Source organism: Rhodopseudomonas sp. BAL398 (assembly GCF_033001325.1).
GTDB lineage: Bacteria > Pseudomonadota > Alphaproteobacteria > Rhizobiales > Xanthobacteraceae > JARJEH01.
Genome location: NZ_CP133111.1, coordinates 4,674,737 through 4,700,685, shown reverse-complemented (window position 1 = coordinate 4,700,685; position 25,949 = coordinate 4,674,737). Strand labels below are relative to the sequence as shown.

Annotated in this window: 23 protein-coding genes; 16 read left to right on the top strand and 7 right to left on the bottom strand. The window is 64.6% G+C overall.

All coding sequences use genetic code 11. The annotated features are described in order from the left end of the window. Position 1: 1 nt before the first annotated feature. The 4 genes from RBJ75_RS22140 to RBJ75_RS22125 all read left to right on the top strand — a co-directional run bounded on the left by RBJ75_RS22140 (position 2) and on the right by RBJ75_RS22125 (position 4,237). Positions 2-1,156, top strand: a complete 1,155-nt coding sequence (locus RBJ75_RS22140; protein WP_044414626.1) for a hemolysin family protein — start codon at positions 2-4, stop codon at positions 1,154-1,156. Beyond that, positions 1,156-2,766: an apolipoprotein N-acyltransferase gene (gene lnt, locus RBJ75_RS22135; RefSeq protein ID WP_044414625.1), complete on the top strand. Its 1,611-nt coding sequence runs from the start codon at positions 1,156-1,158 to the stop codon at positions 2,764-2,766. Before RBJ75_RS22140 ends, lnt begins: the two co-directional genes overlap by 1 nt. A 198-nt stretch (positions 2,767-2,964) precedes the next feature. Then, positions 2,965-3,384 carry a helix-turn-helix domain-containing protein gene (locus tag RBJ75_RS22130; RefSeq protein WP_044414624.1) on the top strand — a complete coding sequence of 140 codons (420 nt, stop codon included), beginning with the start codon at positions 2,965-2,967 and terminating at the stop codon, positions 3,382-3,384. Between the two features lie 112 nt (positions 3,385-3,496). Then, positions 3,497-4,237, top strand: a complete 741-nt coding sequence (locus RBJ75_RS22125; RefSeq protein ID WP_044414623.1) for a tRNA (guanine(46)-N(7))-methyltransferase TrmB — start codon at positions 3,497-3,499, stop codon at positions 4,235-4,237. Positions 4,238-4,251: 14 nt separating this feature from the next. Here the strand turns inward: RBJ75_RS22125 and RBJ75_RS22120 are convergent, their stop codons facing one another. Next, positions 4,252-5,130, bottom strand: coding sequence for a phytanoyl-CoA dioxygenase family protein (locus tag RBJ75_RS22120; protein WP_044414622.1), 879 nt, complete (start codon positions 5,128-5,130; stop codon positions 4,252-4,254). An 88-nt stretch (positions 5,131-5,218) separates the two neighbouring features. Beyond that, complete coding sequence (locus RBJ75_RS22115) at positions 5,219-6,304, bottom strand: DUF2336 domain-containing protein (RefSeq protein ID WP_044414621.1); 1,086 nt, start codon at positions 6,302-6,304, stop codon at positions 5,219-5,221. Between the two features lie 377 nt (positions 6,305-6,681). Between RBJ75_RS22115 and rimP the strand changes: the two genes are divergently transcribed. The 10 genes from rimP to RBJ75_RS22065 all read left to right on the top strand — a co-directional run bounded on the left by rimP (position 6,682) and on the right by RBJ75_RS22065 (position 20,900). Next, positions 6,682-7,455, top strand: a complete 774-nt coding sequence (gene rimP, locus RBJ75_RS22110) for a ribosome maturation factor RimP (RefSeq protein ID WP_044414620.1) — start codon at positions 6,682-6,684, stop codon at positions 7,453-7,455. Positions 7,456-7,457: 2 nt separating this feature from the next. Continuing rightward, positions 7,458-9,071 carry a transcription termination factor NusA gene (gene nusA / locus RBJ75_RS22105; protein WP_044414619.1) on the top strand — a complete coding sequence of 538 codons (1,614 nt, stop codon included), beginning with the start codon at positions 7,458-7,460 and terminating at the stop codon, positions 9,069-9,071. 16 nt (positions 9,072-9,087) lie between these two features. Beyond that, positions 9,088-9,810: an RNA-binding protein gene (locus RBJ75_RS22100; RefSeq protein ID WP_044414618.1), complete on the top strand. Its 723-nt coding sequence runs from the start codon at positions 9,088-9,090 to the stop codon at positions 9,808-9,810. A gap of 64 nt (positions 9,811-9,874) precedes the next feature. Then, positions 9,875-12,505 carry a translation initiation factor IF-2 gene (gene infB, locus RBJ75_RS22095; RefSeq protein WP_317528536.1) on the top strand — a complete coding sequence of 877 codons (2,631 nt, stop codon included), beginning with the start codon at positions 9,875-9,877 and terminating at the stop codon, positions 12,503-12,505. A 140-nt stretch (positions 12,506-12,645) separates the two neighbouring features. Continuing rightward, entirely contained in the window at positions 12,646-13,059 is a 414-nt protein-coding gene (gene rbfA, locus RBJ75_RS22090; RefSeq protein ID WP_044417069.1) for a 30S ribosome-binding factor RbfA, read from the top strand. Beyond that, positions 13,059-14,171, top strand: coding sequence for a tRNA pseudouridine(55) synthase TruB (gene truB, locus RBJ75_RS22085; RefSeq protein ID WP_044417067.1), 1,113 nt, complete (start codon positions 13,059-13,061; stop codon positions 14,169-14,171). Before rbfA ends, truB begins: the two co-directional genes overlap by 1 nt. A 2-nt stretch (positions 14,172-14,173) precedes the next feature. Continuing rightward, the gene (gene rpsO / locus RBJ75_RS22080) at positions 14,174-14,443 is read left to right on the top strand and encodes a 30S ribosomal protein S15 (RefSeq protein WP_044417065.1); all 270 of its coding nucleotides are present in this window, start codon (positions 14,174-14,176) and stop codon (positions 14,441-14,443) included. 325 nt (positions 14,444-14,768) lie between these two features. After that, positions 14,769-16,925: a polyribonucleotide nucleotidyltransferase gene (gene pnp / locus RBJ75_RS22075; RefSeq protein ID WP_044417063.1), complete on the top strand. Its 2,157-nt coding sequence runs from the start codon at positions 14,769-14,771 to the stop codon at positions 16,923-16,925. 501 nt (positions 16,926-17,426) lie between these two features. Then, on the top strand, positions 17,427-19,109 hold the full coding sequence (locus RBJ75_RS22070) for a PAS domain-containing protein (RefSeq protein WP_044417061.1): 1,683 nt from the start codon (positions 17,427-17,429) through the stop codon (positions 19,107-19,109). A gap of 204 nt (positions 19,110-19,313) precedes the next feature. Then, positions 19,314-20,900: an AMP-binding protein gene (locus RBJ75_RS22065; RefSeq protein ID WP_044417060.1), complete on the top strand. Its 1,587-nt coding sequence runs from the start codon at positions 19,314-19,316 to the stop codon at positions 20,898-20,900. 24 nt (positions 20,901-20,924) lie between these two features. Here RBJ75_RS22065 and RBJ75_RS22060 read toward each other — a convergent pair whose 3' ends face one another. After that, entirely contained in the window at positions 20,925-22,019 is a 1,095-nt protein-coding gene (locus RBJ75_RS22060) for an HD-GYP domain-containing protein (protein WP_044417058.1), read from the bottom strand. Between the two features lie 305 nt (positions 22,020-22,324). On the opposite strand from RBJ75_RS22060, the gene RBJ75_RS22055 reads away from it, so the two are divergent. After that, positions 22,325-22,639, top strand: a complete 315-nt coding sequence (locus tag RBJ75_RS22055; protein ID WP_234707522.1) for a hypothetical protein — start codon at positions 22,325-22,327, stop codon at positions 22,637-22,639. Positions 22,640-22,762: 123 nt separating this feature from the next. Here RBJ75_RS22055 and RBJ75_RS22050 read toward each other — a convergent pair whose 3' ends face one another. The 3 genes from RBJ75_RS22050 to RBJ75_RS22040 all read right to left on the bottom strand — a co-directional run bounded on the left by RBJ75_RS22050 (position 22,763) and on the right by RBJ75_RS22040 (position 24,762). Continuing rightward, positions 22,763-23,506, bottom strand: coding sequence for a polysaccharide biosynthesis/export family protein (locus tag RBJ75_RS22050; protein WP_317528535.1), 744 nt, complete (start codon positions 23,504-23,506; stop codon positions 22,763-22,765). Positions 23,507-23,620: 114 nt separating this feature from the next. Continuing rightward, positions 23,621-24,277, bottom strand: a complete 657-nt coding sequence (msrA, locus tag RBJ75_RS22045; RefSeq protein ID WP_044408783.1) for a peptide-methionine (S)-S-oxide reductase MsrA — start codon at positions 24,275-24,277, stop codon at positions 23,621-23,623. Between the two features lie 167 nt (positions 24,278-24,444). Next, a complete protein-coding gene (locus tag RBJ75_RS22040; protein WP_044408786.1) occupies positions 24,445-24,762 on the bottom strand; it encodes a hypothetical protein in 318 nt (105 codons plus the stop codon). 438 nt (positions 24,763-25,200) lie between these two features. Between RBJ75_RS22040 and rpsT the strand changes: the two genes are divergently transcribed. After that, positions 25,201-25,467 (top strand): 30S ribosomal protein S20, encoded by a 267-nt coding sequence (gene rpsT / locus RBJ75_RS22035; RefSeq protein ID WP_044405726.1) that lies wholly within the window; start codon positions 25,201-25,203, stop codon positions 25,465-25,467. Here rpsT and RBJ75_RS22030 read toward each other — a convergent pair. Next, positions 25,461-25,832, bottom strand: a complete 372-nt coding sequence (locus RBJ75_RS22030) for a hypothetical protein (protein WP_152647587.1) — start codon at positions 25,830-25,832, stop codon at positions 25,461-25,463. The genes rpsT and RBJ75_RS22030 overlap by 7 nt on opposite strands. Positions 25,833-25,949 lie beyond the last annotated feature (117 nt).

Below are 25,949 nucleotides of genomic sequence, written 5' to 3'. Positions count from 1 at the left end.
GATGCCGGACGGCGACCCAGCCCAGAACCAGGACCAGAACCTGCCGCAGGAGACCACCCGCGTCGGAACCAACCTGCCGGCGGTGGTGCATCAGGGCGAGGTGCTGCGGCCCTCGCCTGACAATTGGCTGATCCGTGCCATCCGTTCGATGTTCGGCTGGAAGCCGGGCTCGGTGCGGGACGATCTCCAGGTGGTGCTCGATGCCAGCCCGCCCGACGATGGCGGGTTTTCGGCGATCGAGCGCACCATGCTGCGCAATATCCTCAGCCTGCACGAGCGCCGGATCGCCGACGTCATGGTGCACCGCGCCGACATCGTCGCGGTCAAGCGCGACGTCTCGCTGGCCGAGCTGATGAGCCTGTTCGAAAGCGCGGCGCATTCGCGCATGGTGGTGTTCAACGAAACGCTCGACGATCCGGTCGGGATCGTCCACATCCGCGACCTGGTGGCGTTCATGACCACCCAGGCGCGGGTGCCGCCCCCGTCCACCGCCAAACGCAGGAAGCCGCGGCCCGCCGGGCTCGATCTGCGCTCGGTCAATCTGGCGATGCCGCTGGTGGAGACCGGCATCATTCGCAAATTGCTCTATGTGCCGCCGTCGATGCGGGCGATCGACCTGCTGGCGCAGATGCAGGCGGCGCGGATCCATCTGGCGCTGGTGGTCGACGAATATGGCGGCACCGACGGCCTGGTCTCGATCGAGGACATCGTCGAGCAGATTGTCGGCGAAATCGACGACGAGCACGACAGCGCCGAACCGCCGTCGATCGTGCGCCAGGCCGACAATTCCTTCATCGCCGACGCCCGCGCCAGCCTCGAGGACGTCCGCTCGGTGATCGGCGAGGAATTCGTCACCGGCGAGGCCGGCGAGGAAGTCGAAACGCTGGGCGGCTATCTGGTGACCCATGTCGGCCGGCTGCCGGTGCGCGGCGAAGTGATCTCCGGCCCGGGCAATTTCGAGATCGAGGTGCTCGACGCCGACCCGCGGCGGGTCAAGCGGCTGCGGATCAGGATCCGCAAGGAGCGCCCCATCGTGCGGCCGCGGGAGACGCGGCGGCGCGAAACCGCGACCGATCCCGCCGCGCAGAGCAGTGACAATACCAACACCAATCCGACGAACCCGACGCCTCCCGGCGACGGAGCCAGCTCGTCGTGATGCCGAGACATCCGATTCGACAAATCGGGTCGGGCATCATCCTGGCATGGGGATGGAAGCGCGCCGCGATCGCGCTGCTCGCCGGCGCATTGTCGTCGCTGGCGATGGCGCCGTTCAACGCCTGGCCGATCCTGTTCCTGACATTTCCGGTGATGGTGTGGCTGATCGACGGCGCCGGCGCCGGTCGCGGGCGCGGCGTGCCGGCGGCCGCGCTGGCGGGCTGGTGGTTCGGATTCGGCTATTTCGTGCCGGGCCTGTACTGGATCGGTTACGCCTTCCTGGTCGACGCCCAGACCTTCGCCTGGCTGCTGCCGGCCGCGATCGCCGGGTTGCCGGCCTATCTGGCGCTGTTCACCGCGCTCGGCTTCGCGCTGGCGCGGCTGCTGTGGACCAAGGACGGGTCGCGCGTGCTGGCGCTGGCGGTGAGCCTGACGCTGAGCGAATGGTTGCGCGGCCATCTGCTGACCGGCTTCCCATGGAACGCGTTCGGCTATGCGCTGACCGAGCCGCTGGCGCTGGCGCAAAGCGTATCGCTGGTGGGAATCTGGGGCCTGACCTTTCTGGCCGTTGCGATCTTCGCCAGCCCGGCGCTGCTGATCGATGGCGGCGCCGCCGCGCGCCGACCATGGATCGCGCCGGTGGCGGCGCTTTGCCTGCTGGTGGCGATGGGCGCTTATGGCGCGGTGCGGCTGCGGCTGACGCCGACCCGGCTGGTCGACAAGGTCAAATTGCGGATCATGCAGCCCAACCTGGCGCAGGACGCCCGCTTCAATTATTCGGCCAAGGCCGAGGTGATGCGAAAATATCTGACGCTGTCGGACCGCGCCACCGGCCCGCAATCCACCGGCGTCGGCGACGCCACCTTGCTGATCTGGCCGGAATCGGCGTTTCCGTTTTTCCTCGCGCGCGAAGCCGACGCGATGGCGCAGATCGCGGAGCTGCTGCCGAAAGGCACGATTCTGCTGACCGGATCGGTGCGCCCGCCGCTCGTTCCACCCGGAACCCGGATCACCCGCGCCTATAATTCGATTTACGCCATCGACCACGACGGCAGCATTCTGGCCGTCTACGACAAGAATCATCTGGTCCCATTCGGAGAATTTTTGCCGTACCAGAATTTCATGGAGAAGATCGGCTTCGTCCAACTCACCAAGGTGCATGGCGGCTTCATCGCCGGGCGGCGCCGCAAGCTGATCGATCTGCCGAACACGCCGCCGATGCTGCCGCTGATCTGCTACGAGGCGATCTTCCCCGACGAATTGATGGCGGGCGACGCGCGTCCGGGCTGGATCCTCAACCTCACCAATGACGGCTGGTTCGGGATTTCCACAGGGCCTTATCAGCACCTGCAGCAGGCCCGCATTCGCGCCATCGAGCAAGGCTTGCCGCTGGTGCGTGCTGCAAATACTGGGGTCTCCGCGGTGATCGATCCGGTGGGACGAATTGTGGCGCGACTGGGGCTCGGCGTCGAAGGCGTGCTCGATGCTGGTCTGCCTCGGGCTATCCCGAGCACGGTCTATGCGCGGCTCGGTAATATTCCTGCGGCGGTGCTTGTCACACTTGCCATGATGCTTGTAATACGGCGCAAATCGGCCAGACTATCGCGATGATACGTATTACATCCACGCAACCGCAGATTAAATTGAAGACAATCCGCACGCATGTATCATCGTATTTCTCGTTGGCGGAAATTAACGGCGATTGCGCATCGGGTCCGAAGGCATTTGACGGCTCCAATATTTAAGGCGTATTTCATCCCGCATGCGCGAATTGTTTGCGTCTGCTAATGTGCCTGAGGAGTGAGTGAGATGTCGACCAAAGCGCCCAATCCTGTTGACAAATATGTCGGCAGCCGTGTGCGCATGCGCCGCATCATGCTGGGCATGAGTCAAGAAAAACTCGGCGAGGCGCTGGGGCTGACATTCCAGCAGGTTCAGAAATACGAAAAGGGCACCAACCGCGTTGGTGCCAGCCGGATTCAGCAGATCTCCGAGATCCTGCAGGTGCCGGTTTCATTCCTGTTCGAAGGCGGTCCGAGCGGCGGTCTGGCCAATACCAACGGTTTCAGCGAAGCCCCGTCGCCGGCCTATGTATCGGACTTTCTTGCAACATCCGAAGGTCTGGCGCTGACCCGCGCGTTCACGCGTATCACCGACGCCAAACTGCGCCGGAGCATCGTCGACATGGTCGAGCAGATCGCCGCGCGCGAGGCGCCCGATAACCGCTGAATCGGCGTCGCCTCTATAAGCAACCCGTGATATAACCTGACCTTATCGAGTGATGCGGATGGCGCTTATCGTGCCGCCGTCGTCGGGTTGATATCGCCGGATCCGAACATCGATGACCTCACACGACAGCACGCCCATTCCCGACTCGGCCGTCGATTCAGCCGCGGCGCGCGCGCTCGGTTCGTTCTTCGGACGCCGCAAAGGTCACAAGCTGCGATCGCATCAAGCCGATCTGATCGCCGAATTGCTACCTCGGCTCGCACTCGACATCAGCGCGACCGATCCCGCTGCGATCGCCACGCTGTTTGACCCGCCGGTCACGGGCGTTCGGCTCGAAATCGGATTCGGCGGCGGGGAGCATCTGATCGCCGAGGCGCTGGCCTACCCGGATCTCGGCTTCATCGGCTGCGAACCTTACGTCAACGGCATGGCGAAGATTCTGGCGCAGATCGAAGCCAACGAGATCGGCAATATCCGGCTGTTCGCCGGCGACGCCGCCGAATTGCTGGCCTGGGCGCCGCCGCAATCGCTGAGCCGGATAGACCTGATCCATCCCGATCCATGGCCGAAGCGCCGGCACTGGAAGCGCCGTTTCGTGCAGGACGCCACCGTCGGCGCGATGGCGCGGGCGCTGCAGCCCGCGGGCGAGTTCCGCTTCGTCTGCGATATCGACGACTACAGCGCCTGGACGCTGGCGCATCTGCTGCGCTCGCCGCGATTTCACTGGTTGGCCGAACGGGCCTGCGACTGGCGCCAGCCATGGCCGAACTACACCATGACCCGCTACGGCCGCAAAGCCGAACGCGAGGGCCGACGCGCCGCCTATTTCCGGTTCCGCCGCACAGCCGATTAACCGGCTTTGCCGCGTTATCGATTCGCCGCCGTCGTGTCTGGGGCCTTCGTGTCTAGGGCGTTGGCGTCTCGCGCCTTGCGAATGTCGGTCGCCTCCCACACCATCCGCTTGCCGCGCTCGCGGCCGAGCAATTCGATCGGATCGCGATTGTCGATGTGACCGAACTGCCCCTTGTAGACGCCGTAGCCGCACAATTCCTGCAGCCGGCGCGGAAACCGCCGCGCTGTCTCACGCGGAATGCCGAGCTGCAGGTTTTCCTGCTGCCGCATCCAGCCCCAGCAATAGGCGCAGGAAAATGCGAAGCGGCGCGCGTCCGACGCGTTGGCGCCGCCGCCATGCCACAGCGCGCTGTCGAACAGCATCACGCTGCCGGCCGGCATCGTCGCGGTCACGGTGTCGTAGTCGCGGCCATATTCCGGAGAGGCATTGTATTTGTGACTACCCGGCACGATCCTGGTCGCGCCGTTCTGCGCGGTGAAATCGCTCAGCGCCCAGATCGCGTTGACGGTGATCGGGATATGCGGGCGCGGCAGCGGGATCAACTGGGTGTCTTCGTGGATCGGCTGGGCCTCCTGGCCGGGACCAAGTACCAACGAGACGAAGGACGATAGCAGGCACTCCTTGTCCAGCACCCGCTCGACCACCGGCAACACGTGATCGTGCAGCGGCACCTCCCAGAACACATCGTCATAGGTCAGCAGATTGTTGATGCGAACCGTCTTCAGCCCCTCGAATGAGGTCTTGGCCGGCCCGAGATTGTGCTCGCGCTCGATCCGCAGCAGCGCTGCCTTCAGGGCCTCGACCAGTGCGGGCGCGACCGCGCCTTCGATCACCGTGTAGCCGTCGTCGCTAATGCGCGTCGCGTGACCGTCGATAGCTGCCTCGTTCAGCATGGATCCTCCCCCGCAATGGCGCTGTGTCGCGCCGTTGCGTCAGCATAGAAGGAATTGCACAGGCTTGTCAGCCGCAAGCGCCGCGCGGCTATTCGTCGGACTGCCGCGTCCGCCAGAAGCCCAGCACGCGTTGCGCGGTGGCGGGCGCCAGCCGTTCGAAGTTCTGCCGGGCTTCCTCGAGGTCCGCGGGCGAAGGCCCCCGGGCCGGGCCGCTGCGCAGCCCGATCATGGCCCGCACCGCGGCCCATCCGAAGCCCAGTGCCTTGCCGAGAATCAGGACCGGATCGTTGCGTTCGCCGCTCAGCAGCTGATCGAGCGTTGCCAATCGCAAACCGGACAACGCCGACAGCGCCGCGACCGTCTCCTCGTGATGAAACGATCTGGCGAAGTCCAGGACGGCGGCTTCGGTCAGGGCCCCGGCATTCAGCAGCGCCACGACCGCGCGTTGCGCCGCTCCGTAGTCGCGCTCCACCTTGGGCCGGGTCGGCGCGCTCGACAATTCGCTCATCGCCCGGTTGATCGCGATCTTGGCGCTTGGCCGCGCCGCGTCGAACAGCCGCCGTCGCACGCCGTCGGCCGAACAGGCCAACAGGTCCTTCAGCAGCGGCGCCGACAGATCGTCGCGCTGGCCGACCGCGAGCGCCAAAACGCCGTCCTGTGCGGAGCGCCTGACCAACCCGTTGAAGCCCGCCGTCGAGAATTGCGCGCCGGCATTGCCGGCGATCTTGCGCACCACGTCGCGGTCGCCGCGCCGCACGATCACATCGGTGATCAGCGGCGACACCAATGGCCGCTCGGAAATCGCCATCAAATGCGTTTGCCCCCGCGACCGCGAGATCTCCACCAATGTGAGGTCATCGATCAGCGGCGAGTGCCGCAACAGCGGCCCGGCTATCCCGATGTCCTCGTCGCCGACCAGCTGGCGAAGCAGATCCGGCGGCGCATGGGTCAGCGCCGCGAAGCGGGCGGCGAGCTCGCTACGCACATCCGTCTCGGCGCCGTTCAGCAGCCGAGTGAGAACGCCGTCGAACAGCGCCACATGGTCGGCGCGGAAAACAGCGGCCCCCTGGACAAATAGTTCGGACACTTTCCGCAGCGCCTCGGCACGGCGCATCGGGTCGTCATGATTGACGACGTCGTCGAGGCCGGAGATCAGCGAGTGGGCAGCAAGCATCGAATCAGACTTTGTGGCGGCAAGCGAGGAGCGCAACCTAGTGCGGCGGCGTGAATGAAGGGTTGCGATCGCAGCCCGTGCGCCAAGATCTGGCGGCTTGCAGCCGCGAGACACTCGCAAAACTATCGGTTCCGGGTGCAGTGCCCCTTGCCGCGTGGTCCGAAAACCGCTATATCAGGCGCAACTTAGTTCTCATACATGGTGTATTGAGAGTGGGCCCCTCGGGACCCGCTCTTTTTTATTACCTGGACGGACCGCACCGAACACGCCGGATCGACGCGGGCACAGCAGCCGCCAGGCCGAAGCCGGACTTTCACCCGCGACCGTACAAATACAGACCAGCAAGCAAATCGAGCCTGGACAAATTGACCCTGGATATGACCGATCCGACCGTTGGTGCCGTGGAGTTTGATCTGCTCTCAGAGCCGCGGCTCGTTGTTGAGCCGGGCGTGGCGGCGCGGGTGGCTGCCGTCGCGGGTCCTGTCCTGCAGGGGTTGGGCTACCGTCTGGTCCGGATCAAAGTGTCGGCCGAACTCGGCTGCACGGTCCAGATCATGGCCGAGCGCCCCGACGGCACCATGCTGGTCGAGGATTGCGAGGCAATTTCCCACGCGCTGTCGCCGGTGCTCGACATCGCCGACCCGATCGAACGCGCCTATCGGCTGGAAATTTCCTCACCCGGAATCGACCGCCCGCTGGTGCGCCGCACCGATTTCGAGCGTTATCAGGGCTATCTGGTCAAGATCGAGATGGCCGTCGCGGTCGGTGGCCGCAAGCGCTTCCGCGGCCTGCTGGGCCCGATCGAGGATGGCGCCGTTGTGTTGGCGCGCGAAGGCGCGCGCGACGGCGAGGACCCCAACACCTTGCTGCCGCTGGAAGATATTGGCAGCGCCAATCTGGTGCTGACCGACGAATTGATCGCCGAATCGATGCGGCGCGGCAAGATTGCCGAGCGCGAGATGAAGCAGAATCTGGGAATTCTGCCGGTGCCGCCGCCGCATGCCAAGAAAAGCGACCCGACCAAGAGCAACGCGCCGAAGCCGAAGCCGAAGAAGGCCGTGGCCAAGACGCCGCCGAAGAATACCAAGGAACACCGTCTCGCCGCCGAACGTGCGCGGCGCGGCGACATCGACACCCCCGAAGGAGACTGAACATGGCAGCTGTCAGCGCCAACAAGCTCGAACTTCTGCAGATTGCGGACGCCGTCGCGCGGGAAAAATCGATCGACCGCTCGATCGTGATCGAGGCGATGGAAGACGCGATCGCCAAAGCGGCGCGCGCCCGTTACGGCTCCGAAACCGACGTTCATGCCGAGATCGACGCCAAGAAGGGCGAGTTGCGGCTGTCGCGCCACATGCTGGTGGTCGAGGAGGTCGAGAACTCCTCCAACCAGATCTCGCTGAAAGACGCCCAGCGCGCCAATCCGGGCGCCCAAATCGGCGACACCATCGCCGACACCCTGCCGCCGCTGGAATATGGCCGCATCGCCGCGCAGTCGGCCAAGCAGGTGATCGTGCAGAAGGTGCGCGAGGCCGAGCGTGACCGGCAATATATGGAATTCAAGGATCGCATCGGCGACATCGTCAACGGCATCGTCAAGCGCGTCGAATATGGCAGCGTGATCGTCGATCTCGGCCGCGGCGAAGCGATCGTGCGACGCGACGAGATGCTGCCGCGCGAAGTGTTCCGCAACGGCGACCGGGTGCGGGCCTATATTTTCGACGTGCGGCGGGAAACCCGCGGCCCGCAGATCTTCCTGTCGCGCACCCATCCGCAGTTCATGGCCAAGCTGTTCGCGCAGGAAGTGCCTGAAATCTATGATGGTATCGTGGAGATCAAGGCGGTCGCCCGCGACCCCGGCTCGCGCGCCAAGATCGGGGTGATTTCCCGGGATTCCTCGGTCGATCCGGTCGGCGCCTGCGTCGGCATGCGCGGCTCCCGGGTCCAGGCCGTGGTCAACGAGCTGCAGGGCGAGAAGATCGACATCATCCCGTGGTCGCCCGACATCGCGACCTTCGTGGTCAACGCGCTGGCGCCCGCCGAGGTCTCCAAAGTCGTGATCGATGAAGATCGCGAGCGGATCGAGGTTGTGGTCCCCGACACCAATAACCAATTATCCCTTGCAATCGGCCGCCGCGGGCAGAATGTCCGCCTCGCTTCGCAGCTGACCGGCTGGGATATCGATATCCTGACCGAGCAGGAGGAATCCGAGCGCCGCCAGGCCGATTTCGAGAATTCGACCCGGGTCTTCATGGAATCGCTGAACGTCGACGAAGTCGTCGGCCAGCTCTTGGCATCGGAAGGCTTCACCTCGGTCGAGGAGCTCGCGCTGGTCGATTCCAGGGAACTCGCCAGCATCGAGGGCTTCGACGAGGAGACGGCGAACGAATTGCAGAGCCGAGCCCGCGAATATCTCGAACAGCTCGAGTCCGAGCTTGAAACAAAACGTAAGGAACTCGGTGTGGATGACGCGTTGAAGACGGTACCCGGCGTGACCTCGAAAATGCTGGTCAAGTTCGGCGAGAACGACATCAAGACCGTCGAAGATCTGGCCGGCTGCGCCACCGACGACCTGGTCGGCTGGAGCGAGCGCAAGGAAGGCGCCGAGCCGGTCAAGCATCCCGGGATTCTCGACGCCAGCGAGATTTCGCGCGAGGACGCCGAGCATCTGATCATGCAGGCCCGCGTGATTGCCGGCTGGATCACCGAGGCCGATCTGGCCAAGGCCACCGACCCGGCCGAGGCGGCCGAAGACCAGCCGGTTTAAGGGCGGTGCCATTCGCATGCTCGCAGTCGCCGACCAGGCAGATCTCGACAACGGACCGCGGACCCCAAAGTCCGCGACCGAGCGGATGTGCGCCGTGTCACGGCAGGTGCGGCCGATAGACGAACTGATTAGGTTCGTCGTCGCGCCCACCGGCGAGGTGATCGCCGATCTCAAGCGCAAGCTTCCGGGGCGCGGCCTGTGGGTCTCGGCCTCGCACAAGACGGTCACCGAAGCCGTGCGGCGCAATGTGTTTGCGCGCGGCTTCAAGACCAACATCAAAGCCGCGCCGACCCTGGCGCAGGACACCGACGCCATGCTGGCGCGCGGCGTGCTGGATGCGCTGGCGATGGCCGCCAAGGCCAGCCAGGTGGTGTCCGGTTTCACCCGGGTCGAGGCCGCGCTGCAGGGCCGCCAGGCGGTGGCGCTGATCCACGCCTCGGACGGCGCCGCCGACGGAATCCGCAAGCTGGACGCCGTGGCGCGCCAAAATGACGGGATTGCGACCGGCTCGCGTGACATTTTGATTGTCACGGCGTTGACTTCGGACGAATTGGATTTGGCATTAGGCCGGTCAAATGTGATACATGCTGCCGTGCTTGCGGGCTCGGCCGGCAAAACATTCCTGTCGCGCTGCCAGATCCTGGTCCGATACCGGCTGGCGGACGATGGCGATGCGAATGCCGCTACGGCCAAAATGCGCATGAATACGCCGAAAGACGCTGCTGAGACACCTTGCTGAAAACGACCGTTTGCTGAAAACGACTGTGCGGATGCGCACAAGGTTTAGAGATTGGGACTACTGAATGGTTGATACGAAAACTCCTGGCGACAAGACTCTGAGTGTGCCGACCAAGACCTTGACGCTGAAGCCCCGCGTCGAGCAGGGCGTCGTGCGCCAGAGCTTCAGCCATGGCCGTACCAAACAGGTGGTGGTCGAGAAACGCGGCAAGCGCCGGATCGGCGGCGACGGACCGAACGAGGCGCAACCGGCGCCGACGCCGGCCCCCGCAGCCGTGGCGCCGCGGCCGCAGCCGCCCGCCCGCCCGCCCGTGTCGCGTTCGCACTCGTCATCGTCGCGCAGCGGTTCTGGCGTGGTGCTGCAAAAACTGTCCGAAGACGAGCGAGCCGCGCGCGCCAACGCGCTGGCCGACGCCCGGCTGCGCGATATCGAAGAGCGCCGCCTCGCCGAAGCCGAAATCGCGCGCCGCAACAGCAAGGAAGGCATCGAGCAGGCCGAGCGCGAAGCCGCCGAGGCCCGCCGCAAGGCCGAGGAAGAGCGCCACCGCGCCGATGAAGAGGCCAAGGCCAAGGCCGAGCGCGAAGCCAAGAAGCGATTTGGCGAGGAGGAGGCCAAGAAGGCCGCCGCCGCAGCCGCGGCTGCGCGCACCCCCAGCGCCGCCACCCCGCCCGCGCGCGCCCCGGGCGTCGCCGCCGATGCCACCGACGAGGATGAAGGTCCGCGCCAGATCCGCCGTGGCCCCGGCGGCGTCGCCCGCCCGGTCACCCCGCCGAAAACCACCGCCAAGCCGGCGCCCGCCAAGCAGCGTGGCCGCCTGACCCTGGTCACGGCGCTGTCCGCCGACGACGTGCGCGAGCGTTCGATCGCCTCGTTCCGCCGCCGCACCCAGCGCCTCAAGGGCAATGCCTCGAAGGAGCCGAAGGAAAAGCTCATTCGCGAAGTGACGATTCCCGAAGCCATCACCATTCAGGAGCTCGCCAACCGTATGGCCGAGCGCGCCGTGGACGTGATCCGGCTGCTGATGAAGCAGGGCGCGATTCACAAGATCAACGACGTGATCGACGCCGACACCGCGCAATTGCTGGCCGAAGAAATGGGCCATACCGTCAAGCGCGTCGCCGAATCCGACGTCGAGGAAGGCCTGTTCGATACGGTCGAGGATTCCACCGACACCGAGCCGCGTTCGCCGGTGGTGACCGTGATGGGCCATGTCGACCACGGCAAGACCTCGCTGCTCGACGCGCTGCGCCACGCCAATGTGGTGTCGGGCGAAGCCGGCGGCATTACCCAGCATATCGGCGCCTATCAGGTCACCTCGCCGGAAAGCGGCAAGAAGATCACCTTCATCGACACCCCGGGCCACGCCGCGTTCACCGCGATGCGTGCCCGCGGCGCCAAGGTCACCGACATCGTCATCCTGGTGGTGGCGGCCGATGACGGCGTGATGCCGCAGACCATCGAGGCGATCAACCACGCCAAGGCCGCCAACGTGCCGATGATCGTGGCGATCAACAAGATCGACAAGCCCGACGCCAAGGCCGAGCGGGTCCGCACCGAGCTGCTGCAATATGGCGTTCAGGTGGAATCCTTCGGCGGCGACGTCGTCGACGTCGAGGTTTCGGCCAAGAACAAGACCAATCTCGACAAGCTGCTGGAAATGGTCGCGCTGCAGGCCGAATTGCTGGACCTGAAGACCAATACCGAGCGCCCCGCCGAGGGCACCGTGATCGAAGCCAAGCTCGATCGCGGCCGCGGTCCCGTGGCCACCGTGCTGGTTCAGCGCGGCACCCTGCGGGTCGGCGACATCATCGTGGCCGGCTCCGAAATGGGCCGCGTCCGCGCGCTGATCTCCGATCAGGGCGTGACGCTGACCGAGGCCGGTCCGTCGGTTCCGGTGGAGGTTCTGGGCTTCAACGGCCCGCCGGAGGCCGGCGATCGGATGGCGGTGGTCGAGAACGAGGCCCGCGCCCGCGAAATCACCAGCTACCGCGAACATCAGAAGCGCGAGAAATCCGCCGCCTCGGCGACCGGCATGCGCGGTTCGCTCGAGCAGATGATGAGCCAGCTCAAGACCACCGGCCGCAAGGACTTCCCGCTGATCATCAAGGCCGACGTGCAGGGCTCGCTGGAAGCGATCCTGGGCTCGCTGGAGAAGCTCGGCACCGACGAGGTCGCCGCGCGGATCCTGCATGCCGGCGTCGGCGGCATCTCGGAATCCGACGTGACGCTGGCGGAAGGTTTTGGCGCCGCGATCATCGGCTTCTCGGTCCGCGCCAACAAGGAAGCGGCCGCCGCGGCCAAGCGCAACGGCATCGAAATCCGCTACTACAACATCATCTACGACCTGGTCGACGACGTGAAGAAGGCGATGAGCGGCCTGCTCGCGCCGACCCTGCGCGAGACCATGCTGGGCAATGCGCTGATCCTGGAAGTCTTCAACATCTCCAAGGTCGGCAAGGTCGCCGGTTGCCGCGTCACCGACGGCAATGTCGAACGCGGCGCCAATGTCCGCCTGATCCGCGACAACGTCGTGGTTCACGAGGGCAAGCTGTCGACGCTCAAGCGCTTCAAGGACGAAGTGAAGGAAGTCGCCTCCGGTCAGGAATGCGGCATGGCGTTCGAGAGTTACGGCGACATGCGCGCCGGTGACGTCATCGAGTGTTATCGCGTCGAGACGATCCAGCGCTCGCTGTAAGTCCAAATCTTACTGCGAGCCATCGATCGAAAATGGGCGTCATGGCCGGACCTGTTCCGGCCATCTACGTCTTACCAAGACACAGACAGGCGTGGATGCCGGCGACAAACGCGGGCATGACGCCGATTTGAGAGACGGCCATGCCTCGCCATCACGAGAAGAATACCAGTCCGGGCGGCTCGCAGCGGCAATTGCGGGTCGGCGAGATCGTCCGCCACGCCGTCGCCGAGGTTCTGTCGCAGGGCAATGTCCACGATCCGGTTCTGGAATCCCATCTGATCACCGTTCCCGAAGTCCGGATGTCGCCGGACCTCAAACTGGCGACGGTCTATGTGATGCCGCTCGGCGGCCGCGACACCGACATCGTGCTGAAGGCGCTGGCGGCCAACAAGCCGTTCATCCGCACCGCCGTGGCGCGCCGCGTTAACCTGAAATTCGCCCCTGATCTTCGCTTCCGCATCGACGAGCGATTCGCCGAAGCGGAACGAATAGAGAAATTACTGCGAACACCCGCAGTACAAAAGGACCTCGAACCGGATTCGGACGGAAATTGATGATCGTGACCACGCCAGACGCCCTTCTCGACTCGCAGACGACCGAGCCGACCGGCGCTGATGAAAATATTTCGGCGCAGCCAGCCCGCGCCGATCGTTCGCACAACGACCCGCGTGGCAACGGCCAGCGCGGCGGCAAGCAGCGCCAGAACAACCAGCCGCGGCGCGACAAGCGCGACGTCCATGGCTGGGTGGTGCTCGACAAGCCGATCGGCATGACCTCGACGCACGCGGTGGCGGTGGTGAAGCGGTTGTTCTCGGCCAAGCGCGCCGGCCACGCCGGCACGCTCGATCCCTTGGCCTCCGGCGGCTTGCCGATCGCGATGGGCGAGGCCACCAAGACCGTTCCCTTCGTGATGGACGGCCGCAAGCGCTACCGCTTCACGGTGGCGTGGGGCGAGGAGCGCGACACCGACGACACCGAGGGCAAGGCCACGCAGACCAGCGAGTTGCGGCCCACCGCGGAGGCGATCCGCGCGCTGCTACCGCAATTCACCGGGGCGATCGAGCAGACCCCGCCGCAATATTCGGCGATCAAGATCGCCGGCGAGCGCGCCTACGACATGGCGCGCGACGGCGAAATCGTGCCGCTGGTTCCCCGCCCCGTCGTGATCCACGAATTAACCATGACCGAACAGCCGGATGCCGACCATGCGGTGTTCGAGGCGGAATGCGGCAAGGGGACCTATGTGCGGGCGCTGGCGCGCGACATGGGCCGGTTGCTCGGCTGCTACGGGCATATTTGCGCGTTGCGCCGCACCCTGGTCGGGCCATTCCGCGAGGCGGACATGATTCCGCTGGAACAGTTGGAGGCTTTGTGCGATAGAGCCGCGTCTGGCGAGGGTAGCCTCGCCGACGCGCTTTTGCCCGTTGAGACCGCGCTGGACGACATCCCGGCGCTGGCCGTCACACGGGCTGATGCGGCAAGGCTCCATCGGGGCCAGGCCGTTTTGTTGCGCGGACGGGATGCGCCCAATGATAGCGGCACAGTCTATGTCACGGTGGCAGGCCGGCTTTTGGCCCTCGCCGAGATTGGCAATGGCGAACTCATCCCCAAGCGCGTGTTCAACCTGACCGGACTGACCAGTTCGGCACGCAAAGAAAGTATCTGACGATGTCGATTACCGCAGAACGCAAAGCGGAAGTCATCAAGACCAATGCCAAGAAGGCCGGCGACACCGGCTCGCCCGAGGTTCAGATCGCGATCCTGTCGGAACGCATCGTCAACCTCACCAGCCACTTCAAGACCCACGGCAAGGACAATCATTCGCGCCGCGGCCTGTTGAAGCTGGTGTCCACGCGCCGTTCGCTTCTCGATTACATCAAGAAGAAGGACGTGGAACGCTACAAGGCGATGCTCGAAAAGCACAACATCCGCCGCTGATCGAATTCGCGCGCGCCTAAACGGCGCGGCCTGGGAGCGGATCTCCGCTTCCCTTCAGGTCCGCCGATCGAGTTCCGTACAGGCGAATTGATTTGCCTGTACGCTTTTGCTCAGCAGCACTCCGGCCGCTGAGCGACAACGGGCCAATGGCCCGCCGCGCGGGTTGATCCCCGCACCGGGAGGATCGACGCCATTTTCGACCGGAAGACCATGGCAGGATCGCCGGACGCTGACGCCATCGCGCGCTCAGCGTCTCGCAATCTTGCGCATGGTCTTTTGGTATTTGGCGTTGCCGCCTTTCGTGAACCCATGAAAGAAACACGCAATGTTCAATATTCATTCAGTCGAGATCGATTGGGGTGGTCGTCCGCTTCGGCTTGAGACCGGCAAGATCGCCCGTCAGGCCGACGGCGCCGTGCTCGCCACCTATGGCGAAACCGTCGTGCTCGCCACGGTCGTCGCCGCCAAGACGCCCCGCGAGGGCGTCGACTTCCTGCCGCTGACCGTCGACTATATCGAGAAGACCTACGCGGCCGGCCGCATTCCCGGCGGCTATTTCAAGCGCGAAGGCCGCCCGACCGAGAAGGAGACCTTGGTCTCCCGCCTGATCGACCGCCCGATCCGTCCGCTGTTCGTCGACGGCTGGCGCAACGAGACCCAGGTCATCGTCACCGTGCTGTCGCACGACATGGAGAACGACCCGGACATTCTCGCTCTGGTCGCCTCTTCGGCCGCGCTGACTTTGTCCGGCGCGCCGTTCAAGGGCCCGATCGGCGCCGCCCGCGTCGGCTTCATCAACGACGAATACGTGCTCAACCCGACGCTCGATGAGATGGTCGACACCCAGCTCGACCTGGTCGTCGCCGGCACCGCCGACGCGGTGCTGATGGTCGAATCCGAAGCCAAGGAACTCAACGAAGACATCATGCTGGGCGCGGTGATGTTCGGTCACCGGCACTTCCAGCCGGTGGTGCAGGCGATCATCGAACTCGCCGAGAAGGCCGCCAAGGAGCCGCGCGACGTCAAGGTCGTCGACGAGAGCGAGCTCGAGAAAGAGATCTTGGGCATGATCGAGCCCGAGCTGCGCGCCGCCTACGCCATTCCGGTCAAGCAGGATCGCTACGCAGCGGTCGGCAAGGCCAAGGAAAAGGTGATGGCGCACTACTTCCCGGAAGGTGAGGAGCCGAAATACGACAAGCTCCGCATCGCCGGCGTGTTCAAGCACCTGGAAGCCAAGATCGTTCGCTGGAACATTCTTGACACCGGCAAGCGCATCGACGGCCGCGATTCCAAGACCGTGCGCCAGATCATCGCCCAGGTCGGCGTGCTGCCCCGCGCCCACGGCTCGGCGCTGTTCACCCGCGGCGAAACCCAGGCGATGGTGGTGACCACGCTCGGCACCGGCGAGGACGAGCAGTACATCGACTCGCTGTCAGGGACCTACAAGGAGCAGTTCCTGCTGCACTACAACTTTCCTCCCTACTCGGTCGGTGAAACCGGACGCATGGGCGGCACCAAGCGTCGCGAAATCGGCCACGGCAAGCTCGCCTGGCGCGCGATCCATCCGGTGCTGCCGCCGCATCACGAATTCCCCTACACCGTGCGCGTCGTCTCCGAGATCACCGAGTCGAACGGCTCGTCCTCGATGGCGTCGGTCTGCGGCGCCTCTCTGGCGCTGATGGACGCTGGCGTGCCGCTGAAGCGGCCGACCGCGGGCATCGCGATGGGCCTGATCCTGGAAGGCGAGCGCTTCGCGGTGCTGTCCGACATTCTCGGCGACGAGGATCATCTCGGCGACATGGACTTCAAGGTGGCGGGGACCGATCAGGGCATCACCTCGCTGCAGATGGACATCAAGATCGCCGGCATCACCGAGGAGATCATGAAGGTCGCGCTCGGCCAGGCCAAGGACGGCCGCATCCACATTCTGGGTGAGATGTCGAAGGCCCTGACCAACGCCCGCGCCGAACTCGGCGAATACGCGCCGCGGATCGAGACCTTCAAGATCGCCACCGACAAGATCCGGGAAGTGATCGGCACCGGCGGCAAGGTGATCCGCGAGATCGTCGAAAAGACCGGCGCCAAGGTCAATATCGACGACGACGGCACCGTCAAGGTGGCGTCCTCCGACGGCGAATCGATCAAGGCGGCGATCAAGTGGATCAAGTCGATCGCGTCCGATCCCGAGCTCAACGCGATCTATGACGGCACCGTCGTCAAGGTCATGGAGTTCGGCGCCTTCGTGAACTTCTTCGGCGCCAAGGACGGCCTGGTCCATATCAGCCAGCTCGCTTCGGGCCGGGTGCAGAAGACCTCCGACGTCGTCAAGGAAGGCGACAAGGTCAAGGTCAAGCTGCTCGGCTTCGACGACCGCGGCAAGACCCGGCTGTCGATGAAGGTCGTCGACCAGACCACCGGCGAGGATCTCGAAGCCAAGCAGAAGGCCGAAGAGGCCGCGCCGCGCGAAGCCGCCGGCGAGTAACGCCTTCGATCCAAACAATGATGAGCAAGGGGCGGCCGAAAGGTCGCCCCTTTTTCATGAGGCTGACCGCACTGGGTATTCGACGAGACACGCGATTCCACGGAGCGGAATTTTACGGGTTTGAATTCCACGAAGAGTTGGTTCGATAAGGTCAGCGACACGCGACAAATCCGCGCGACCGGACTACGTATGATTACTAGGGCGGCGCTTTTTTCGCACCCCCGCGCACGAGCAAAAGGGTCTCCTGTTACTTCGCTTGCGACGGGAACACCGCTCGGCACCACCTCCGGTTGCCAAAACTAGCGCTCGGGACCTGCCAACTACGCAACACACAGTAATCAGCCGCACCGGTCGCATTCACGGAGCGCAATTCCACCGTGTTGCACTCATTCCGGGTTAGGCAAAAGTTAAGTCGACACCAACACAGTCGGGAATCTGCGGACAAAGTGTGCCCGTCACAGCCGTGCGCCGCGAGCGATCATCCATTGAGGTTCCCGACAGATGTACCCGTTCTCCAAGCGCGCCGGCACCGATCGTACTGCGGCCACACTTGATGCTATCAACCGCTCGCAGGCAGTGATCGAATTCGATATGGACGGCACCGTCCGAACCGCCAATGACAATTTTCTCAAAGCGCTCGGCTACGAGCTGGCGGAGATCAAGGGCAAGAATCACAGCATGTTCGTCGAGCCGGCGTTGCGCGACAGCGCCGCGTATCGCGAATTCTGGGACGGGCTGAAGGCGGGCCGATATCAGGCCGGGGAATTCAAACGCATCGCCAAGGGCGGCGGCGACATCTGGATCCAGGCCTCGTACAATCCGGTGCTCGACAAGCAGGGCAAGCCGTTCTGCGTCGTCAAATACGCCACCGACATTACGGCGGCAAAGCTGCGCAGCATGGAGGATTCCGGCAAGATGAATGCGATCAGCCGCGCCCAGGCGGTGATCGAATTCACGATGGACGGAACCATCCTGACGGCGAACGAGAATTTTCTCAAAGCGCTCGGCTATTCGCTGGCCGAGGTCCAGGGCAAGCATCACAGCCTGTTCGTCGAGCCGGCAATGCGGGACAGCGCCGCGTACCGGGAGTTCTGGGCCAGCCTCAATCGCGGCGACTACCTCGCCGCCGAATACAAGCGGATCGGCAAGGGCGGCAAGGAGGTCTGGATTCTGGCGTCCTACAACCCGATCCTCGACGAGAAGGGCAAGCCATTCAAGGTGGTCAAATTCGCCACCGACGTGACCCAGCAGAAGCTGGCGACCGCCGACCTGGCCGGTCAGATCGACGCGATCGGCAAGTCGCAGGCCGTGATCGAGTTCGATGTCGACGGCACGATCATCGGCGCCAATGACAACTTCCTGCGCGCCTTGGGCTACTCGCTCGGCGAGATCAAGGGCCGCCACCACAGCATGTTCGTCGATGCCGCCGAGCGCGACACGCCGGCCTATCGGGAATTCTGGGCCGCGCTGCGCCGCGGCGAGTACCAGGCCGCCGAATACAAGCGGATCGGCAAGGGCGGCCGCGAGGTCTGGATCCAGGCGTCCTACAATCCGATCCTCGACCTCAACGGCAAGCCGTTCAAGGTGGTGAAATACGCCACCGACACCACCAAGCAGGTGCTGACGCGGCTGGGCAATGAACGCGTCCGCTCGATGATGGAATCGGTGGCTGCGGGCGCCGAGGAACTCAACGCCTCGGTGCGGGAGATTTCCGAAGCGATGACCAAATCGCGGGAGACCGCAATGACCGCGGTCAACGAGGTCGAATCCGCGGATTCCCAGGCCCAGCGGCTCAACGACGCGGCCCAGGCGATGAGCGGCATCGTCGAACTGATCGGGCAGATCACCGGCCAGATCAATTTGCTGGCGCTCAACGCGACGATCGAATCCGCCCGCGCCGGAGAGGCCGGCCGCGGCTTCGCTGTGGTGGCCGCCGAAGTGAAGAACCTCGCCAATCAGGCCAAACAGGCGACCGACAAGATCGGCAGTGAGATCGACAACCTCAACGGCATTTCGGGCGATGTCGTCGAGGCGCTGAACAGGATCAAGACCTCGATCCAGAATGTGAGCGAGTATGTCACCTCGACCGCCGCCGCCGTCGAGGAACAAAGCACGGTGACGAACGAGATGTCGTCCAGCATGCAACGCGCGGCCGCCGAAGCCTCCGCGATCGCCAACGGCTAAGCGCCCATCCGCCTGGCGGAATTTGACGACGCAGGGCGGCCGCAAGGTCGCCTGATTGCGTTCTTGCACCGTCGCCATGCGACCGCCGCGAATTGCGCTCGGCGTCCGCCGATGGCACAACATCCCGGTCATAACAAAGAAGCCGCGACCACCGGCCGGCGACGATGCCGTCGATGCAACGCAGGACTTCGATCGGGAGGAACGATGGTACGTGACGAGAATGCGCCAGGAGTAGTGGGACCATTTGCCGGGCTCGATGTGCCGTGGCTGCTGCGGATGCAGGCTGAACAACGCCGCGACCATCCGTTCCTGATCTGGGCGCCGTTCGATCAGCCGGCGCGGAGCTGGAGCTACGGCGAATTTCACGACCGGGTCGGCGCGCTCGCCGCCGGCCTCGCCAAGCGCGGCGTCAAGCCGGGCGAATACGTCCTGATCCATCTCGACAATTGCATCGAGGCGATGCTGACCTGGTTCGCCTGCGTCGAGCTCGGCGCCATTGCGGTGACCACCAACACCCGCTCGGCAGCCGCCGAGATCGCCTATTTCGCCGATCATTGCGGCGCGGTCGCCGCCATCACCCAGCCGGCCTATGCCGAGTTGGTCGCCGGCAATTGCCGCAAGCTGCGCTGGATCGCGGTGATCTCGCATGATTCCGGCGAAGCCCCGGCGCAAGGTCACGCCGTGCCGCAGGCGGAGCGCTTCGAGGCGCTGTTCGCCGACAGCGCCGACCGGCCGCGCCGGCCGATCGATCCGATGGCGCCGTGCAGCGTGCAATACACCTCCGGCACCACGTCGCGACCCAAGGCGGTGTTGTGGACCCACGCCAATGCGTTGTGGGGCGCCAAAATCAACGCCGTGCATCAGACGCTGCGCGCCGACGACGTGCATCTGGCCTATCTGCCGCTATTCCACACCAACGCGCTGGCCTATTCGGTGCTGGCGACGCTGTGGGTGGGCGCCTCTTGCGTGATCCAGCCGCGGTTTTCCGCGCGGCGTTTCTGGGGCACGGCGCTGGAGCACCGCTGCACCTGGGCGTCGACCATCGGGTTCTGCCTGAAAGCACTGCTCGATTACGAAGTACCGAAGCAGCACAGTTTCCGGCTATGGGGCACGGCGTTCTGCGAACCGCCGGCATTCGCGAAGTTCGGCATCAAGATCGTCGGCTGGTGGGGCATGACCGAAACCATCTCCCACGGCATCATCGGCGAGGTCGACCAGCCCAATATTCCGATGTCGATCGGCCGCGCCGCGCCCGAATACACCCTCCGCGTCACCGATGATGACGGCGCTCCGACGCCGGTGGGCTCGACCGGCAATCTGCTGATCAAGGGCGTGCCCGGGCTGTCGCTGTTCAAGGAGTATCTGCACAACGAGGCCGCGACCCGCGACAGTTTCGACGCCCACGGCTATTTCATCACCGGTGACCGCGTCACCCTGCTGGAGCGCGGCTTCATCAAATTCGGCGATCGCGCCAAGGACATGCTGAAGGTCGGCGGCGAGAACGTCGCCGCCTCGGAGATCGAACAGGTGGTCGCGATGGTGCCGGGCGTGCGCGAGGCCGCCGTGGTGGCCAAGAAGCATCCGATGCTCGACGAGGTCCCGGTGGTGTTCGTGATCCCAAGCGCCGGGGTGGCCGAGGCCGCGCCGGATCTCCATGACCAGGTGATGGCGGCGTGCCGCGACGCGCTGGCGGATTTCAAGGTGCCGCGCGAAATCCGCCTGGTCGACGAGATGCCGCGCTCGACCCTGGAGAAAGTGGCCAAGGCGGAGCTGCGCAAATTGCTGGAGTGATCGCGGCGCGGCCGCGCCGGCGCGTCAGCAGCCCAGCGCCACCGGGCGGAACGCCTGCAGCAGCCGCTGATCGATCTTGTCGCCCAACGCTTCCATGCGGGCGAAGGCCTGCGCGCGGGTCAATGGCTCATGCCTGGCCCGCTTCGCCACCAGCGAGGCATAGATGTCGACCACCGTGGTGATACGGACGATGTCGCTGATCTGGTCGCCATGCAGGCCATCCGGATAACCGCTGCCGTCGAGCATTTCATGGTGATGCAGCACCACGTCGAGCGTTTCGCGCGGGAAACTGCCCTGCGCCGCCAGCGCATTGAAGCCGAGCCGCGGATGTTCGCGGAACGCCTTGAGTTGATCGCCGGCCAGATTGTCGAGATTGTCGAGCGCGCCGATATCGACGAACGCCTTGCCGACATCGTACAGCAACGCGGCGCGGGTGAGCCTGCGCTCATCCTCCTCGCGCATGCCCAGATGCTGCGCGAAGGCCACCGCGAAACCGGTCGCAAACAGGCTGAGCCGGCAGCTTTCATTGTGGTGACGGCCGACCGCGCTGAGCCATTCCCGCAGCGACGATTTCTTGATCGCCCGCAGAATATGACCTTCCGCCTGCTTGATGTCGTCGAAGCTCAACGCCTGTCCGGCCGGCAGCCGTTCGAACATCTTTTTCAGAACCGCGTGAGCGGCTGACACGCCCTTGTCGAGCGCCTCGGCTCCGGCCACCACGGCGTCCTCGCCCGGGTCGGGAAACGCGGCCTGAATCCGCTGCAGAATATCGCGGGCGTCGAACGGCCGCGCGATGGTGTCGGTGGCGCCGAGCGCCCAGGCCTGCATCGAGCCGTGATGCAATTCATCGGCGAGCACGAACAGGCGCGGCACCGGCTTATAGGCGCCGGCCAGCAGCTTGCGGCGAATCTGCTGCACGCTGTCGGCCGAGCGCAAATTGATATCGACCACGATCCCGGACAGGCCCTTGGCAGGCGCATCCGGCAATTGGGCCGTCGGCACAGTTTCAACGTCGGCGACCGCGGCGAGAATGCCCGCCAGATCCCGGCTGTGATCGCCGCGGTCGGAGGCAAGAATCAACCGCCGCCGCGCCACGGATTGTTGAGCTGTTGCCGTCATCGAGTCCCGGAGCCTTGAGGCCATTGTCACAAGCCCCAGAGATAACAAGGAATAGGTTCCCGAGGATTAATGAGCATTGTTAAGGTTCGGTTTTGTTTGCGGCGCAAATTGACACCGTTCGCTCGGCGCCGCGCAGGCGAGGCGGCGCGGCAGTCGCGCCCGGCGGCGCGCTCGTCTATAGTCGATGAAATTGCAGGATGAGGGCAATGCCGAACCGCCACCTTGAAGCAAGCGCTATCCCGGTCCAGAGGCCTCGCCTCTCGGCGCGTCGCCGGGCGCTTGGCGCGATCATGATCGGCGTTGCGATGGCCGCCACAACGGCCGCAGCGACCGCCCAGCAAGCAGTACCGTTGAGGGGCCATTTCCCGCCGCCATTCGCCGCGACGCTGTCCAACACCACTCCGTTGGCGTTCGGCATGGATGCCGAGGACGCGGCGCGCGCGCTTGGCAAGCCGCTGAACTACATCAGCGGGCGGCCCGGCGAGGAAATCTATCTGGTGTTTCGCGACATCGGCGGCAGCGGGTTCTTCAACCGGCGCGACCGGCTCTATCTGCAATTCCGCCGCGGCCGGCTGGCGGGCTGGAAAGGCGATTGGGGCCGCAACTGGATGTGGCGATAATCCACGCCGGGCGCGTCATCGGCCAACCATCTTGACCCACCAAGGGATGAGCCGCGGGACAGACATCGCTCCTGACGACCGCGGACGGTGGATGCCGGATCTGAGCCGGCGACGACCGCTGACTCAGAACCAGCGCTCGCCGACCATCACGGTATCGCCGGGGCTGAGCGGGGTGCCGAGCGGCACCGCGGCGCGCAGCGAGCTTGCGCCTTCGGGGTGAGTCAGGATGACACTGTCCCGCTTGGCGCGCGGCGAGAACCCGCCGGCGATCGCCACCGCGCTCTCGACGGTCATGTTCGGCACATAGGGATATTGCCCGGGGGCCGCGACCTCGCCGAGAATGAAGAACGGCCGATAGGAATCGATTTCGACCGCGACCGAGGGATCGCGGATGAAGCCATTGCGCAGGCGTGCGGTGATCGCAGCGGCGAGGCCCGAAGGGGTGCGACCGCGCGCCGGCACCGCGCCGATCAGCGGCATGGTGATCGTGCCGCCGGGGCCGATCGTGTAGGTATTGGTGAGGCCTTCCTGACCGTAGACCACGACCCGCAACCGGTCGCCGGCGTCGAGCTGATAGTCCGGCTCATAGACCGGAACCACCCGCGGGGCCGACGCGGGCCCCGGCGATGCCGCATAGACAACCGGCGGGTTGCCGCGACGCGAGAACCCCGAGGCGACAGCCGCGAACGCGCCGCCGCCATAGGCCGGCTGCTGATAACCGCGCGAGCCATAGGCCATCGAATCCAGATCGTTGCGCGGCATGGCCGCGATCGGCCCCGAACGCCCCATGCAGCCCGCCAGCGCAAGCGCGGCCGGGAGGGCGACAATCGACAATCGGAACGCGCGCAACAACCACACAGGAGCCATCCCCTCATAACGAGATCGCACCTATTAATGCAGCATTAGGGTTAATAATTGGTGAGTCCGAACGGGCGTCCGCTGCGAATCCAATCGGGCTTCGCAGCGGACGGCCCGCTTGAATCAGGCGCTGACGCCGGCGCCGATCGGGCACGACACGCCGGTGCCGCCGAGGCCGCAATAGCCGGCGGGATTCTTCGCCAGATATTGCTGATGATAGTCCTCGGCGAAATAGAACGCGCCAGACGGCGCGATCTCGGTGGTAATCGGGCCGAGCCCCTTCGCCGCCAGCGCTTTGCCATAGGCGGCCTGCGAGGCTTCGGCAGCCTGTCGTTGCGCCTCGCCAAAGGTGTAGATCGCCGAACGGTATTGCGTCCCGACATCGTTGCCCTGGCGCATGCCCTGGGTCGGGTTGTGGCTTTCCCAGAACGTCTTCAGCAAACGGTCGTAGGAGATTATCGTCGGGTCGAACACCACCAGCACCACTTCGGTATGGCCGGTGCGGCCCGAACAGACCTCCTCATAGGTCGGGTTCTGGGTGTGACCGCCGGCATAGCCGACCGCCGTGGTGTAAACCCCCTCGCCCAGTTCCCAGAATTTGCGTTCCGCGCCCCAGAAACAGCCGAGCCCGAACACCGCCTGCGCCAGGCCCTCGGGATAAGGCGGCTGAATCCGGTGTCCGTTGACGAAATGGGTGGTCGCCGTGGCGACCGGCGTGGCGCGGCCCGGCAACGCCTCGGCGGCACTGGGCAATGCGGTGGTCTTGCGCATGAAGAACATCAAATCCCTCCCGGCGCGGGCGACAGCGCCCCCGCGCATTGGCTGTGGCTCGCGCACCAACCGCCGAACCAGGGATCCGGCGACGGGCACGATCTCAGATCTGAATATAGGTATTTACCCGCAAAACGGCAGGGGTCGCAGCCGCCATCATCCGGCGCGCCCGCGGGTCAATCGCGGGCATATCCGATCAGCGGCTTGCGCGCCCGAAACGTCAGCATCAGCAGGATTCCCAGCACCCCGAGCACCGCGAAGGTCGGTTGGTCGAGCAGCAGCTTGATCACATTGTCCCACAGCCAGGGCGCGGCGGCCTCGACCTTGACCCGAAACGCCTGCTGGCTGGATTGGTGGATGTCGTTCCAGGATTCGCCTAACCGGGTCCAGCGCAAGGCATTGTCCGCGACCGAGCGGGCGCCGTCATAGACCAGGAAAACGAACCCACCCGTCAGCAGCAGCAGTCCGATCAGACGAAAAAACCCACGGATCATGCGTCACCCCATTTGCGGCAGCGACCCGCCGCAGCCCGGGATTACCGGGGCAGGCGCTAAAATTCAACCTCGCCAGCGACTTATTGGGCCCGTCGGGCTTTCGGCGCGCCGCCCTGCAGGAACCGGTCCGCCGACCACCCCGGGTGCGACCACAGCGCGAGCGCTGGGCGTTGACGCTGGAAAGCGGGGGCTCTATAAGAGCCGCACTGGCGGTAGGGGCGATCCTGCCGCCGCTGTTCTTTGGGCGACGTTGCTGTCTGAGCCGGTCGACTTAAGACCTGTTCGGCTCCAGGATCGGCACCAGGATCGGCTCGAAGACCAGCTCTGAGAATAGCATTTTCAGAACCACCCGGAATACACAGGTCGCGACATTGAAGCGGCTGCCGTCAATCAGCCCGGTCCTCCGCAAGGGATGACCGCTGTAGGATTTGAGAAAACATGGCCAATACCACTTCCGCCAAAAAGGCGACCCGCAAGATCGCCCGTCGCACCATCGTCAACAAGTCGCGCCGCACCCAGATGCGCGGCACGGTGCGGATCGTCGAAGAGGCGATCGCCAGCGGCGACCGTGAGGCCGCCTTGAAGGCGATGGCCAACGCCGAGCCGATCCTGATGAAGGCGGCGCAGCGCAACATCATTCACAAGAACAACGCCAGCCGGAAAGTTTCGCGGCTCGCACATCGGATCGCCAAGATCGCTCAATAATTTCTGCGAGCAATACCGAACACGCAAGCCCGGCAGTGCCGGGCTTTTCTTTGCCTGGTGTTTTCCATCATCATTTTGTCTTTTTCGATTAGTCTTTTCGGTTTTTTTCGATTAGTTTTCGGATTTTTTTGGCGGTTGTCGCATTGCGTTTGCCAGAGGCGAGCGCCTCTTCGGCCCGCCACGCTGAGCCTGTTTTGAATCTGGTAGTTCCGCGGACGGCCTGCCGAACCGACCGCGAGGTCGAGCAAACCATCAACCCATCGTCGAAACGCTCCCTGCAACAGCTTTTTGCGAGGGCGCAAAACCCCTTGCGGCACAGCACCCGATGGACTCACTGCACGCGCAGCGATGTTTGGAAAATGCAACTGTTACGAATCCGAGGGCGCTATCCACGCCGAGGGTTACCCTGTTCGAATGCTCAGAAAAAAACGCGCGCTGCGAACCACTTATTGGCATAGCGAGGAGCAGCGCTTCGAAAAGCA

What these genes read in the sequence shown, in the direction of transcription:
- infB (WP_317528536.1), top strand. Translation starts at nt 9,875, where the DNA reads ATGGTTGATACGAAAACTCCTGGCGACAAGACTCTGAGTGTGCCGACC.
- rpsO (WP_044417065.1), top strand. Translation starts at nt 14,174, where the DNA reads ATGTCGATTACCGCAGAACGCAAAGCGGAAGTCATCAAGACCAATGCC.
- msrA (WP_044408783.1), bottom strand. Translation starts at nt 24,277, where the DNA reads ATGTTCTTCATGCGCAAGACCACCGCATTGCCCAGTGCCGCCGAGGCG.
- RBJ75_RS22125 (WP_044414623.1), top strand. Translation starts at nt 3,497, where the DNA reads ATGACCTCACACGACAGCACGCCCATTCCCGACTCGGCCGTCGATTCA.
- lnt (WP_044414625.1), top strand. Translation starts at nt 1,156, where the DNA reads ATGCCGAGACATCCGATTCGACAAATCGGGTCGGGCATCATCCTGGCA.
- rimP (WP_044414620.1), top strand. Translation starts at nt 6,682, where the DNA reads ATGACCGATCCGACCGTTGGTGCCGTGGAGTTTGATCTGCTCTCAGAG.
- pnp (WP_044417063.1), top strand. Translation starts at nt 14,769, where the DNA reads ATGTTCAATATTCATTCAGTCGAGATCGATTGGGGTGGTCGTCCGCTT.
- RBJ75_RS22070 (WP_044417061.1), top strand. Translation starts at nt 17,427, where the DNA reads ATGTACCCGTTCTCCAAGCGCGCCGGCACCGATCGTACTGCGGCCACA.
- RBJ75_RS22040 (WP_044408786.1), bottom strand. Translation starts at nt 24,762, where the DNA reads ATGATCCGTGGGTTTTTTCGTCTGATCGGACTGCTGCTGCTGACGGGT.
- RBJ75_RS22140 (WP_044414626.1), top strand. Translation starts at nt 2, where the DNA reads ATGCCGGACGGCGACCCAGCCCAGAACCAGGACCAGAACCTGCCGCAG.
- RBJ75_RS22055 (WP_234707522.1), top strand. Translation starts at nt 22,325, where the DNA reads ATGGCCGCCACAACGGCCGCAGCGACCGCCCAGCAAGCAGTACCGTTG.
- RBJ75_RS22100 (WP_044414618.1), top strand. Translation starts at nt 9,088, where the DNA reads ATGCTCGCAGTCGCCGACCAGGCAGATCTCGACAACGGACCGCGGACC.
- RBJ75_RS22130 (WP_044414624.1), top strand. Translation starts at nt 2,965, where the DNA reads ATGTCGACCAAAGCGCCCAATCCTGTTGACAAATATGTCGGCAGCCGT.
- RBJ75_RS22115 (WP_044414621.1), bottom strand. Translation starts at nt 6,304, where the DNA reads ATGCTTGCTGCCCACTCGCTGATCTCCGGCCTCGACGACGTCGTCAAT.
- rbfA (WP_044417069.1), top strand. Translation starts at nt 12,646, where the DNA reads ATGCCTCGCCATCACGAGAAGAATACCAGTCCGGGCGGCTCGCAGCGG.
- rpsT (WP_044405726.1), top strand. Translation starts at nt 25,201, where the DNA reads ATGGCCAATACCACTTCCGCCAAAAAGGCGACCCGCAAGATCGCCCGT.
- RBJ75_RS22050 (WP_317528535.1), bottom strand. Translation starts at nt 23,506, where the DNA reads ATGGCTCCTGTGTGGTTGTTGCGCGCGTTCCGATTGTCGATTGTCGCC.
- truB (WP_044417067.1), top strand. Translation starts at nt 13,059, where the DNA reads ATGATCGTGACCACGCCAGACGCCCTTCTCGACTCGCAGACGACCGAG.
- RBJ75_RS22120 (WP_044414622.1), bottom strand. Translation starts at nt 5,130, where the DNA reads ATGCTGAACGAGGCAGCTATCGACGGTCACGCGACGCGCATTAGCGAC.
- nusA (WP_044414619.1), top strand. Translation starts at nt 7,458, where the DNA reads ATGGCAGCTGTCAGCGCCAACAAGCTCGAACTTCTGCAGATTGCGGAC.
- RBJ75_RS22065 (WP_044417060.1), top strand. Translation starts at nt 19,314, where the DNA reads ATGGTACGTGACGAGAATGCGCCAGGAGTAGTGGGACCATTTGCCGGG.
- RBJ75_RS22060 (WP_044417058.1), bottom strand. Translation starts at nt 22,019, where the DNA reads ATGACGGCAACAGCTCAACAATCCGTGGCGCGGCGGCGGTTGATTCTT.